The sequence below is a fragment of the Paraburkholderia azotifigens genome (assembly GCF_007995085.1).
GTDB classification, from domain to species: Bacteria; Pseudomonadota; Gammaproteobacteria; order Burkholderiales; family Burkholderiaceae; genus Paraburkholderia; species Paraburkholderia azotifigens.
The window spans coordinates 1528081-1541761 of the sequence record NZ_VOQS01000003.1; the positions used below are offsets into that span (position 1 = coordinate 1528081).

At 63.9% G+C, this 13681-nt stretch carries 5 protein-coding genes; all 5 read right to left on the reverse strand.

The window, feature by feature from the left end:
• Window positions 1-41 precede the first annotated feature (41 nt).
• The 5 genes from glgX to FRZ40_RS24100 all read right to left on the reverse strand — a co-directional run bounded on the left by glgX (window position 42) and on the right by FRZ40_RS24100 (window position 13557).
• Window positions 42-2255, reverse strand: a complete 2214-nt coding sequence (glgX, locus tag FRZ40_RS24080; RefSeq protein ID WP_147235822.1) for a glycogen debranching protein GlgX — start codon at window positions 2253-2255, stop codon at window positions 42-44.
• 952 nt (window positions 2256-3207) lie between these two features.
• Window positions 3208-5433: a 1,4-alpha-glucan branching protein GlgB gene (gene glgB, locus FRZ40_RS24085; RefSeq protein ID WP_147235823.1), complete on the reverse strand. Its 2226-nt coding sequence runs from the start codon at window positions 5431-5433 to the stop codon at window positions 3208-3210.
• Window positions 5426-8887 (reverse strand): maltose alpha-D-glucosyltransferase, encoded by a 3462-nt coding sequence (treS, locus tag FRZ40_RS24090; protein ID WP_147235824.1) that lies wholly within the window; start codon window positions 8885-8887, stop codon window positions 5426-5428. The genes glgB and treS overlap by 8 nt, the downstream gene beginning before the upstream one ends.
• On the reverse strand, window positions 8884-12327 hold the full coding sequence (locus FRZ40_RS24095) for a maltotransferase domain-containing protein (RefSeq protein WP_147235825.1): 3444 nt from the start codon (window positions 12325-12327) through the stop codon (window positions 8884-8886). Before FRZ40_RS24095 ends, treS begins: the two co-directional genes overlap by 4 nt.
• A gap of 579 nt (window positions 12328-12906) precedes the next feature.
• Window positions 12907-13557, reverse strand: coding sequence for a DUF1345 domain-containing protein (locus FRZ40_RS24100; protein ID WP_028370991.1), 651 nt, complete (start codon window positions 13555-13557; stop codon window positions 12907-12909).
• Window positions 13558-13681 lie beyond the last annotated feature (124 nt).

Sequence of the window (13681 nt, forward strand, 5' to 3'; positions counted from 1 at the left end):
TTTCAGCATCGGCATTCATTCGATAGTCGGTGCGTGTCTGCTCAGCCGGACTGCTCCGGGTCCGGCATCGACGTGCCCGGATCCGGCGGCAGGGCCGTCAACAGACGCGGACCGTACTGCGCGCCGGCACGCCAGCTCGCCTGCCAGTCCGCGTCGCCCGTGGGCTGCGCGGCGAGCACGACCATGCTGTGCGCGGCGACTTCCAGATCGGGCGTCGCGAGCGGCGCGGGCGGCGCCTCCGGGTCCGCCGTATCGAGCAGCACATGCCATTCCAGGTGCGGCGGAGGCGGCGTGAAACGCAGCGCCGCCGCTGCCGCATTCAACATCATCAACAATACTTCCGTTTCTCCGTTCAGCCCTGCGCCCGCGCGCCGCAGCGTGAAGGCGCGGCCCTCGGGATCCTGCCAGGCTTCGATGGTCAGCGCTTCGCCGTGCTCGTCGAACCAGCCGACGTCGTAGAGGCCCGGGAGCACCTCGCGATCGCCGAACAGGAAGCGGTTTTCGCGCAGCAGCGGATGCTGTTTTCGCAACGCGATCATGCGCGCGAAGAACATAGTCATTTTGCGCCCGTGTGGGAGCGCGGCACGTTCCCAATCTATCCAGGAAATTTCGTTATCCTGGCAATACGCGTTGTTGTTGCCGCGCTGGGTGCGGCCCATTTCGTCGCCCGCGAGCATCATCGGGGTGCCGAGCGCGACGAACAGCGTCGCGATCAGCGAACGCGACACGCGCTCGCGCGTTTCGGCGATGGCGGGTTCGTCGGTCGGACCTTCGAGCCCCCAGTTCGAGCCGTAGTTTTCGTTGTGGCCGTCGTTGTTATTTTCGTTGTTGATCTCGTTGTGCTTATGCGAGTACGAGACGAGATCGGAGAGCGTGAAGCCGTCGTGCGACGTGACGAAATTGATCGACGCCGTCGGCTTGCGAAAACGCCGGTTGAACAGATCCGCCGAGCCCGTCAGCCGCGCGGCGAGATCGGGCCGCATGCCTGCGTCGCCGCGCCAGAAGCGCCGCACGGAATCGCGGAAACGGTCGTTCCATTCGCTGATGCCGGGCGGATGATTGCCGAGCTGATAGCCGCCGGGGCCGATGTCCCAAGGTTCCGAGATCAGCTTGCGCTGCGACAGAACGGGGTCTTGCCGGAGCGCATCGAAGAAGCCTGAACCGGGATCGAAACCCGAATGCTCGCGGCCGAGCGTGACGCCGAGATCGAAACGGAAGCCGTCGATGTTGAAAGCTGTCGACCAGTAACGCAGCGAGTCCATCACCATTTGCAGCACGCGCGGATGCGGCAGATTGAGCGTGTTGCCGCAACCCGTGTCGTTGATGTGATGGCGCTCGTCGCCTGGAATGAGGCGGTAATAGCTGGCATTGTCGAGTCCTCGCCACGACACGGTGGGGCCCATTTCATTGCCTTCGCATGTGTGGTTATAGACGACGTCGAGTATCACCTCGATTCCTGCCGCGTGCAGTTGACGGACGGCGATGCGCATTTCATCGAGCCGGTGCGCCGACAGGTACGACGGCTCGGGCGCGAAGAACGCGGCCGTGTTGTAGCCCCAGTAGTTGCGCAGCCCGCGCTCGACGAGAAAGCGGTCGTTGAGGAACGCATGCACGGGCAGCAGTTCGACGGCGGTGACGCCGAGCTTCAGCAGATGCTCGATGAATTCCGGCGACGCGAGCGCCGCGAAGGTGCCGCGTTCTGGCGCGCGCAGATCCTTGCGCAACATCGATGCACCGCGCACGTGGGTTTCGTAGATGACGGTTTCGCTCCACGGCACGTTGGGGCGCGTGTCGTGCGACCAGTCGAAGGCTTCGTCGACGACGACGCATTTGGGCATGGCGGGAGCGGAGTCGCGCCGGTCGATCGACAGGTCCATTCTGTTCGAGTGCACGCGATAGCTGAACAGCGCGTCCGACCATCGGAATTGTCCGATGAGTTTTCGTGCATACGGGTCGAGCAGCAGCTTGTGCGGATTGAATCTGTGTCCGTGTTGGGGTTGATATGGGCCGTGGGCCCTGAAGGCGTAGACCGTGCCGGGGTGTGCGTGCGGCAGGTAGCCGTGCCATACCTCGTCGGTGCACTCCGGAAGCGCGTAGCGTTTCAGTTCTTTTCTGCCTGTCGGTTCGAAGAGGCACAACTCGATGCGTTGGGCGTTTGCCGAGAAGACGGCGAAGTTCACGCCGAGTCCGTCCCAGCTCGAGCCTAAAGGGTAGGGGTTGCCTGGCAGCAGGCGGTCTGGGAGTACGTGTGGCATGTTCGTTTTGCCTTCGGCCTTGGTGTTGGTTTTTCTGCTTTCGCTGGACCTGGTTATTGGCTTTCGGCGTTGTGTCTTCGTCATTCACGCAAAAGAAAGCCGCTCACGCCGCTAGTCGTTGTTGTTACCCACGGGCCCCCAACATCACCATATTTCTCTCGATAAGCGTTTTTAGCTTACGCCCGTTGCCGGCGCTCTTCTCTTGGCTACTGGGTCAAACGCTTTCGCTGGCATCCGCGATTTCTTATCGGTACTTCATGCGTCGCCCCTGTGCGGGGCAGCACCTACTTTTCTTTGCAGCGGCAAAGAAAAGTAGGCAAAAGAAAGCCGCTCACCCCGCCAATCCTTGTGTTTGCCTGCGGGCCCCCCACGGGTCCCGCACTTCACACGGCAACACGCTACTCAATGCGCGTTGCCAGCGCCTTTAACACGCGCCTCACCCACTCCAGTCACCCATAGCCCAGCCAACGGCAGCGATCCGTCTGCGCCGCCCAGGTGGCAAACGGTGTGTAGGGTGTCGCACCTTACGCGTTCGCGCTCCTACGACACCAATCCCGCTTTTCAGTCCGGAGTGGTGCACTTCGATCGCGACGGCCTACACACCGTTTGCCACCTGGGCGGCGGTGGACTTACCGGTAATGCAATTCGTGACGCGGGCATCTGAAGCGGGTGATGCATACAGTTAGCACGCTGGCAACGCGCATGAGACAGTGCGTTGCCGCCGGGAGTGCGGGACCGGTTGAGGGCCCGCAGGCAATGACTAGCATTGGCGGGGTTAGCCCGCTTTCTTTGCTTACTTTCTTTGCGGCGGCAAAGAAAGTAAGTGCCGCCCCGCACAGGGGCAACGCATGAAACAAGACAACACATCGCGGATGCCAGCCAAAAGCCAAAAACCAAAAACCAAAAACCAAAACCAAAAAACCAGAATGGCGACTGCGTCGCAGACAAAAAATCAATCTGCCCGCAGAACAACCGTCCCCAACGGCGGCAAAACCAGAGCAGCCGACTGCGGCCGCCCATGCGCGGAAACTTCATCTGTATAGATGACACCACCGTTTCCAACATTGGACCCGCCATAAACACCCGCATCGGTGTTCAGAACTTCGACCCACCGCCCCGCACGGGGCAACCCAACCCGATATCCATGCCGCGGCACCGGCGTAAAGTTGCACACGGTAATGAGCTCACGCCCCGCGCCATCCACCCGCCGCCAGGCGAAAACCGAATTCGCGCTGTCGTCGCCAATGATCCACTCGAACCCGCCCGGCTCCGTATCGAGCCGGTGCAACGCGGGTTCTTCGCGATACAGCCGGTTCAGATCACGCACCAGCCGCTGCACGCCGTGATGCAAGTCGTCGTCGAGCAGATGCCAGTGCGGCGATCCATCGTGATCGAACTCGGCCATCTGCCCGAACTCGCCGCCCATGAACATCAGCTTCTTGCCCGGATGCGTCCACATGAACGCGAAGTACGCGCGCAGATTCGCAAACTTCTGCCAGCGGTCGCCCGGCATCTTGCCAAGCAGTGAACCCTTTCCATGCACGACTTCATCGTGCGACAAAGGCAACACGAATTTCTCGGAATAGGCATACACCATCGCGAACGTCATGTTGTGGTGATGCCATTGCCGATACACCGGGTCTTCATGCATGTAGTGCAGCGTGTCGTGCATCCAGCCCATGTTCCACTTGAACTGGAAGCCCAGCCCGCCGTCCTCGGTACGCGCCGTCACGCCGGGCCATGCCGTCGACTCCTCCGCGATCGTGATCGCGCCATGCACGTCGGGCATGTGCTGCACTTCGTGATTCAGACGCTTCAGAAACGCAATCGATTCGAGATTCTCGCGGCCGCCGTAAATGTTCGGCACCCACTCGCCCGCCGCACGCGAATAGTCGCGATAGAGCATCGACGCCACGGCATCCACGCGCAAACCGTCGACGTGATAGCGCTTCAACCAGGCCAGCGCCGACGCGATCAGGAACGCGCTCACCTCGTTGCGACCGAGGTTGTAGATCATCGTGTTCCAGTCCTGGTGATAGCCCTCGCGAGGATCGGCGTGTTCATAGAGCGGCGTGCCGTCGAACTCGACCAGCCCATGCGAATCGTTCGGAAAGTGCGCGGGCACCCAGTCCAGGATCACGCCGAGTCCCGCCTCGTGCGCGCGGTTCACGAAGCCCGCGAACTGCTCCGGCGTGCCGAAGCGCGCGGACGGTGCGAATTGCGACAGCGGCTGATAGCCCCACGATCCGCCGAACGGATGCTCGGCAATGGGCATGAACTCGATGTGCGTGAAGCCCATTTCCTTTGCATACGGAATCAGCCGGTCCGCGAGTTCAGACCAGTTCAAGCCGCGATGCCCTTCCTCCGCGATGCGCAACCAGGATTCGGCATGCACCTCGTAAATCGAAATCGCCGATTGCGATGTCTGTTTGCCGGCGCGCGTCTGCATCCAGTCGCCGTCCGTCCACGCAAAATGCTCGACGTCGTCGACATGCGCGACGATGGAAGCCGTCGCGGGCGGCTTCTCCGTTTGCATCGCGCACGGGTCGGCCTTGAGCGGTAAAGGATGACCGTCGCGCGTCAGCATCTCGTACTTGTAGCGCGTGCCCGCGCCGATGCGCGGCACGAACAGTTCCCACACGCCTGCCTGATGACGCAGGCGCATCGGATGCCGGCGGCCGTCCCACGAGTTGAAGTCGCCCACCACCGACACGCGGCGCGCATTCGGCGCCCACACCACGAAGCGCACGCCCGGTACGCCATCCATCGTGAAAGGCCGTGAGCCAAGACATTCGAGCACCGCATACGGATCGCCCCATGCGACGCGCTGCAAGGGCTCGTCGTCGAGCACCGGGCCGAACGAATACGTGTCTTCGATCTCCTGAACGGCGCCATGCCAGTCGATCCGCAAGCGATACGGCACGGCTTCGCTCACGGGCCCCGCGAACAGGCCGCCTGCATGCAGCTGTTCCAGTTCGCCGAGCAGCCGGCCATTGTCGCGCGCGATCACCGAGACGCGCGCCGCATTCGGCAGCATCACGCGCACGACGGGACCGCTGTGGGTCTCGTGCATGCCCAGTTGCGAAAACGGATCGTGATGGCGGGCATCGACGAGCGCATCCAGGTCCACGCGATTCAGACCGGCAGCTCCAAGTTGAACGTTGTGTTGCTCACTCATAGTCACCCTCTGATCCTTCAGGAGGCGTCGAAGCAGCCGACGGCGAATGCGGCCCTGCGCCCGTGTCGCCGAGCAGGCGGCTCGTCAGCGCGGCGAGTCCGCGCACCGGCAAGCTGAGCCACGTCGGGCGATTGGCTGCCTCATAGCGGATTTCATAGGCGGCCTTCTCGATCAGGAACAGATCGAGCAACGCCTGTTCGTGTTCCGGCGCAACGAGCGGCTGCGCGGCGGCCTGCGTCGCGGCGCGGTACTCGTCGAGAAACGCTTCGGCGGCGGCGGCGCGGAAGCGTTCGAACAGCACGCGCTTGCGGTCGGCCGTCATTTGCGGCGCGGCTTCCATCGTCGATTGCGCGGCTGCGCTCGCATACGACAGCGAACGCAGCAGCCCCGCGACGTCGCGCAACGGGCTCGACTTCGCGCGCCGCTCTTCGAGTTCGCGAGCGGGCTCGCCTTCGAAGTCGATCAGGAATGCGTCGCCTTGCGATACCAGCACCTGGCCCAGATGGAAGTCGCCGTGAATGCGCGTGCGCAGCGCATGCGCATCGGGCGTCACGAGGTTCGACACCGCTTCGACCAGCCTGGCCTTGCGATCGAGAATGCTGTGGCCGAGCAGCGCCGCGTCCTCGCCGAGGTGATCGACGTTCTTCTGGAGCAGGTCGAGCGCGGTCGCGAGCAGCTTCTGCGTGCCGTCGATCCACGCCTGAACCTGCTGTGCGTCGGCAGGCTCGGGATTGAACGCGGGGTTGTCGGACGGCGTCGCGAGCGCGACGTGCAGCTCGCCGAGCCGCTTGCCGATGGTGCCCATGTACGACGCGTAGCCTTCGATCGCCTCCTCCTCGTTCACGCGGTCCTGATTCTGCTGGTTCGCGTCGGCGCCGCCGTCCATCACGAGCGCGAGTTCGTCGATCGAACGGCGCAGCGTGTCGAGCGCCCAGTTCCACGCGTCGCCCTGGTTGTCGACGAAGCCTTGCAGGATGCACAGCGTATGCGGCACGTTATCCGGATCGACGCGCACCACTTCGCCGACCAGCGGCGCCGTGTTCGCGTAATTGAGCTGCGTCAGATAGCGGGTCATTTCCGCTTCCGGATGCACGCCTTTCAGCAGGCGCCTCACGAGTTTCAGCACCACCTTGTCGGCGATCACGAGCGAGCTGTTGCTCTGTTCCGCCGCGAGCCAGCGGATTTCGGGCTGATCGCCCAGTTCGAGTTCGGCGAAACGGTCGGTCGGAATGAACTGGATCGTGCTTTTCTGCACGGTCGGCACGGAGGCGCGCTCGCGCAGCTTGCGCAACGTGCCGTATGCGAATTGCGGCAGCGCGAACGCGTCCGTCAGATGGCCGACGGTGCGGCCGCGGCGCACGCGCGCAAGCGCGAGCTGCATGAAGAGCGGCGTGGTCGTATCGGCGCCCCACGTGATCGCGATGGGCAATACGTAGCGTTCGGTGTGGTCGCCGACATCCGCTTCGATTTCCGTGAATGCGAAGCCTGCTTCGGGGATCGTCGTGAGCGCGGCGAGCCGCACGGCGTGCATCTTCTGATCCTTCGATGCGAACCAGCGGCGGCGTCCCAGCCAGGACGGCAACACTTCCGATTCGAGCAGCCGCACGTTCTCCGGCGTCGGCCCTGACTGGCCTTCGCGGATCACGATGGTCACGAAATCGGGCAGCGGCTCGGACGGCGGCTGGCTCCATGTCGGACGGCTCTGGCCTTCGCAAAGAAGGAACCACAGGAAGCCGTACGGCGGGAACGTCAGCAGATAGGTCAACTGGCCGATGCGCGGGAACACGGAATCCGCCGTCATTTCGATCGGTGTCGCGCCGTTGAATTCGGACAGGTCGAGTTCGACCGCCTGCGGTGCGCGCGACAGGTTCGCGACGCACAGGATGGGCGGCTCACCGGGCAGTTCGCGCAGATACGCGAGAATCTTGCGATTGTTCGGCTTCAGGAAACGGATCGTGCCGCGTCCGAACGTGTGTTTCGAGCGGCGCGTCGCGAGCATGCGGCGCGTCCAGTTCAGCAGCGAATGCGGGTCGCGGTTCTGTGCTTCGACGTTGACGGCGTCGAAGCCGTACAGCGCGCCCATCACGGGCGGCAGCACGAGCTGTTCGGGATCGGCGCGCGAGAAGCCGCCGTTTCTGTCAGACGACCACTGCATCGGCGTGCGCACGCCGTCGCGATCGCCGAGGTGAATGTTGTCGCCCATGCCGAGTTCGTCGCCGTAATAGATGACGGGCGTGCCCGGCATCGACAGCAGCAGCGAATTGATCAGCTCGATGCGGCGGCGGTCGCGTTCCATCAGCGGCGCGAGACGCCGGCGGATGCCGAGATTCAGGCGCGCACGGCGGTCGCTCGCATAGGTGTTCCATAAGTAATCGCGCTCGGAGTCGGTGACCATTTCGAGCGTGAGTTCATCGTGATTGCGCAGGAAGATCGCCCACTGGTTCGTTTCGGCGAGATCCGGTGTCTGCTTCATGATGTCGGTGATCGGGAAGCGGTCTTCGCTCGCGATCGACATGTAGATGCGCGGCATCAGCGGGAAGTGGAACGCCATATGGCATTCGTCTTCGTTGCCGAAGTATTCCTGCACGTCTTCCGGCCACTGGTTCGCTTCAGCGAGCAGCATCCGGTTCGGATACTCGGCGTCGATGGTCGCGCGGATCTTCTTCAGAATGGCGTGCGTTTCGGGCAGGTTCTCGTTGTTCGTGCCTTCGCGTTCGACGAGATACGGCACGGCATCCAGCCGCAGACCGTCGATGCCCAGATCGAGCCAGAAGCGCATCACCTGCAGCACTTCGCGCATCACCGCAGGGTTGTCGAAATTCAGGTCGGGCTGGTGCGCATAGAAGCGGTGCCAGAAGTACTGGCCCGCGACGGGATCGTGCGTCCAGTTCGACGGCTCCGTGTCGATGAAGATGATGCGCGTCTGCTCGTACTTCTTGTCCGTGTCCGACCACACGTAGTAGTTGCGATGATTCGAGCCGGGCTTCGCGCGGCGCGCCCGCTGGAACCACGGATGCTGGTCCGACGTGTGGTTGATGACGAGTTCGGTGATCACGCGCAGCCCGCGCGCGTGCGCTTCCTGAATGAAGCGCTTGACGTCGGCGATCGTGCCGTAGTCGGGATGCACGTTGCGATAGTCGGCGATGTCGTATCCGTCGTCGCGGCGCGGCGATGGATAGAACGGCAGCAGCCAGATCGCGCTCACGCCCAGTTCCGCGATGTAGTCGAGCTTCGCGATCAGGCCGGGGAAATCGCCGACGCCGTCGTTGTTCGCATCGAAGAACGACTTGATGTGCACCTGATAGATGATCGCGTCCTTGTACCAGAGCGGATCGTCGGAGAGCGTCGACACCTTGCCGCGCCGCGCCGCGTGCGGTTTGGATGGCGCGGCTTCCGCCGTCGTGTCGGTGATATGGGCCTGCGACGTGCTTTCTGCGGAATCGTCACGTTTCATATCGCACCTTCATTGAATGTCGTGTCATGAGCGGCCCGATGCGCTTCTGCTTCGTCGGGAACGGTCTCGCGCGGCAGGCCGCCCGCGGGCGCGATGCGCCAGATCGCGAACGGCCGCGTGCCGGGATCGAGCCGCACGTGTTGCCATCGGCCCTGCCATTGAAACTGCTCGCCCGTCACCTGGTCGGTCACGTCGATGGTGCCGTGATCGTGCACGCCCCAGCGGTTGAAGGTCGACCACGACAACTCGATATCCGCGCCCTGCTCGTTGTACGGATCGAGATTGATCGCGACGACGATCACGTTGTCGCGCGCTTCCGTGGCCTTTTCGAAGAACAGGATGTGGTCGTTGTGCGCGGGCAGGAACGTGAGATTCAGATGCGTGTGCAGCGCCGGATTCGTGCGGCGGATGCGGTTCAGCGCCGTGATCTCGCGCACGATGTTGCCGGGCCGGTTCCAGTCCCACGCGCGGATCTGATACTTCTCCGAATCCAGATACTCTTCGCTGTTCGGCAGCGCGGCGGCTTCGCACAGTTCGAAGCCGCTATACGCGCCCCACAGGCCCGACAGCATCGTCGCGAGCGCCGCGCGGATCAGAAAGCCCGGGCGCCCTTGTGCCTGCAAATGACGCGGGTTGATGTCCGGCGTGTTGACGAAGAAGTTCGGCCGGAAGAAATCGCGCAGATTGCTCTGCGTGAGTTCCGTCAGATACTCGGTGAAGTCGCGCTTCGACTCGCGCCATGTGAAGTACGTGTACGACTGCGAGAAGCCGAGCTTCGCGAGCCGCGCCATCACGCGCGGACGCGTGAACGCCTCCGAGAGAAAGATCACGTCGGGATGGCGCGCGCGCACGTCGTTGATCATCCACTCCCAGAACGGAAAGGGCTTCGTGTGCGGATTGTCGACGCGGAAAATGCGCACGCCGGCATCGATCCAGAACAGGATCACGTCGCGCAGCGAGATCCACAATTCGGGCTTGGCGTCGCGCGCATAGAAGTCCGGATTCACGATGTCCTGATACTTCTTCGGCGGATTCTCCGCGTAGCGCAGCGTGCCGTCGGGACGCCATGCAAACCACGTGGGATGCTTCTTCAGCCACGGATGATCGGGCGAACATTGAATCGCGAAGTCGAGCGCGATTTCGAGGCCGTGATCGTGCGCGGCGGCGAGCATGCGCTTGAAGTCGTCGAGCGTGCCGAGCTGCGGATGCACGGCGTCGTGGCCGCCCGCTTCGCCGCCGATCGCGTACGGGCTGCCCACGTCGTCCGGTCCCGCCGTGAGCGTGTTGTTGCGGCCCTTGCGGTTGGCGATGCCGATGGGATGAATCGGCGGGAAGTACAGCACGTCGAAACCCATGTCGCGGATGCGCGGCAGTTTGGCCGTAACGTCGTCGAAGGTGCCGTGCCGATGCTCGTCGTCGCTCATCGAGCGCGGGAATATCTCATACCAGCTGCCGAAGCGCGCGCCCGCGCGTTCGGCGTCGATGCGATACACGACGGGATCGCGCGACAGTCCCGGCCGATGGCGCGCGGCTGCAAACGCCTCTGCTGTGGTCGGCGCGAGCACGATCGCGAGACGCTCGCCCGTGTCGGCTTTCATGAACTCCTTGACGATCGCATCGAGCTGCTGCGGCTGCGAGCCTTCCGCTGTTTCCGCTTCGGCGAGCGCGAGCGCGAACAGATGCTTCGCTTCCTCGACTTCGAGATCGACGGATTGATCGGCCTTCAGCTTCTTCTGCATGTGATCGACGAGCGACGCGAAATCGTCGCGCCACGCGATCACCGTGAACTCGTGACGCCCGAGGCGTTCGAGCGGAATGCGCGCCTCCCAGATGTCGTTGCCGGCGGGTTGCGCGGGCGTCATCGGCGACTCGTGCCATGCGGTTTCGTCGGCGGCGCGCCAGATCACGGCGGCCGCGATCTTGTCGTGGCCTTCCGCGAACACGGCGGCCGTCACATGCGCGCGTTCGCCGACGATGCGCTTGGCGGGAAAGCGCCCGTGATCGACGGCAGGCGACACGCTTTCGATCGCCACGCGCGACGTCGCAATCGCGTCGAGCACGCTCTTGTGTCCCGAGGTCTTCGTGTTCTGCCTGTCGATGGGCGGCGCAAGCACGACGGGCTTTTCGGCGACCGCGCGGAACAGACGGCACGCGCCCGGCGGCAGCGTGAACGCGGCGAGCGGCTGCGGCGCGCTGCGTGTCTCGGTGCCGAGCGGCACGAAGCGCGTGAAGCCGCCCGGCACGCCGTCGAGAAAGCGCGCGGGATCGATGCGCACGGGCGTGCCGAGTTCGGGATTGGTCGCGATCAGCACGGCTTCGCCTGCATCGCGCAGATCCCGTTCGTCGCCTCGCAGCAGCAGCGCGGCATGCGTGTCGGGGCCGGACAGCGAGCGCAGTTCGCCGTTCGTTTGCAAGGACCATGTATCGCGCGCGATGGCATTCGCGTGGCGCACGCGCTCGGCGAGATCGAAGCGCGCCGAGTCGCGCAGGCTCGCGTAGCGGCCGGCGTCGCCGAGCGTATGGGAGATCGGTTCGGCAATGCCGTATTCGAAGCCCATCGGCATCAGCCAGCCGGTGCCCGTCGAGACGGCCGTCAGCAGCGCGCGGCGATACGCGCGCTCGACGATGGCCGAGTCGTGCACGTGTTCGAGGTCCGCCGCGAGGCGGGTGCCGTACGGCGCCTCGGGAAAGGCGATGGGCGAGCCGGCGCGCATCAGTACGGCGTGTTCGTCGAGCATCCACGGCGCGCGGAAGTCCCACCAGCGCGATGACGAGAACACGGCGTCGAAGCCCACGCTTTCGAGCGCGGCGATGTCCGAGCGGATCAGGCCCGGCGTGGCGGCGAGAAAGCGCGTCGACGGATGGCGCGACGCACGCACGGCGCCCAGCAGACGCCGCCATGCGAACACGGGCACGCGATGCGGCGAATCGAAGCGGAAGCCGCCAATGCCCGCATCGGCGAGCGTATCGAGCGTATGCGCCCACCAGTCGATCAACGGCGCAGCGACATGCTCGTTGCTGAAATTCGCATACGCGACGTTGACTTCGTGACGCGCATGACGCGGATCGAGCCGCGCTTCTTCCGGCTCGAACGGATGAAACCAGTCGTGGTGCTCGCGATAGAGCTGGCCATCGGCGGCCGCGCGGTCGATCACGAGATCGACCAGCAACGTGAGGCCGTGTTGACTTGCGGCCTCGGCGAGACGCTGCAGCACTTCGTGCGCGGGCTGGTCGGTGGCGAGCGCGGGATGCAGCCGCGCATGATCGCTGACGATCTGCGCATGGCCCGCCTGTCCCGGCTGGAACAGCCCGCCGATCAGCACATGATCGAAACCGAGCGCAGCCGCGTGCTCGAACTGCGCGGGCCACGCATCGAGCCGGCCGACGAGGGGAGAATGAACGAAGTAAATCCGCGGCGCATAGGCGTGGGGAGCTTCCATCGGTCGTTTCCAGATTCGTCCTGCTTGCGGCGTGGATGCACATTCGTACGATCACGACCGCCTATTAGGCTTCAGAGCCGGATGCCGCGCGATGCGTCCTGCGACGGCGCGTACTGCTCAATGTAGTGCATTGATCGACATGCGGCGCGTCAGTTCAAACCTTGCGCAAACTGTCCGATAGCGACAGGGGTTCGAGCGGGACTGCGCTGCATGTCATCGTCGGAAACCGATCGACAGGCGGGTTAGGAGCAAGCGTTATGCCAGACAGCGATACAGGAGAGACCCGGCTGGAATGCAGGTATGCGCACGACAATGGCTGCGCAGCCCGGTACGGCACGATGCAGCAGATGCACAGGCGGCGTCGTTCATACGAATGACGCCGCGAACGGAGTGAAGACGTGTAATTCGGGCGTGTCGCCGGGCGGCTGTTACATGGCATGTTGCCATAGCCAGGCACGCGCGACAGTGAAGCGCGCGAGATGCGTGCGCCGTGCGCGTGAAAAAAGCGGAGGCTGGCCGTGAAGTACTTCGCGCACGATCGGCATGCAATGGGCCGCAGCGACGACCCGCTACGACCCGCTACGACCCGAGCAGGCCCGCCGCCATGTTGATGCACAGCCCGAGTACGGCGACGTTGAAGTAGAACGACAGCACCGACTGCGCGAGCGTCGCGCGGCGCACCCCGGTCGAGCGCAGCACGACGTCCGATGTCTGCGACGCGACGGCGATCGTGAACGAGAAATACAGGAAGTCCCAGTAGTTCGGATCGAGCTTGTGGTCGGGGAACTTGAGCGCCGTTTCCTGCTGGCCGGCCGCGAAGTGCAGGCGGGCGTAGTGCAGCGTGAAGATGGTCGGTATCAGGAACCATGCGCCGATCAGCGTGACGGCGGTCACGATGTAGTGCGACAGCCCCGTGCTGCCTTTCGACGACGCCAGTTCCAGCACGATCGCGACGACGCTCGCCACCGTCGCCAGACAGACGATGCCGAGCACGACGACGGCGTTCTCGTCCTCGCGCTGGGCGATGTCGCGCACGCGGTCGTGATCGGCGAGCGCCATCTCGATCCACATCAGGGCGAGATAGGTCCACACAGCGACGTCCCACGAGACGAGCACGCGGATCATCGGACGCATGTGCACGCCTGTGAGCACGAAGCCCATTACCACGCCTGCGACGAGGCCCGTGACCATGCGCGGCCGGTTGCGCAACACCTGCGGATAGACGCTCATGTTCACGCGCTCCTGGCAGCGGGATATGACGAGGGTATGTCGCGATGCGACGTCGAGGGTGGCGATTCTACGTGGCTATGCTGCATGATTTGTCGAAATGGGTGCCTGGACGTTATAGTTTTCC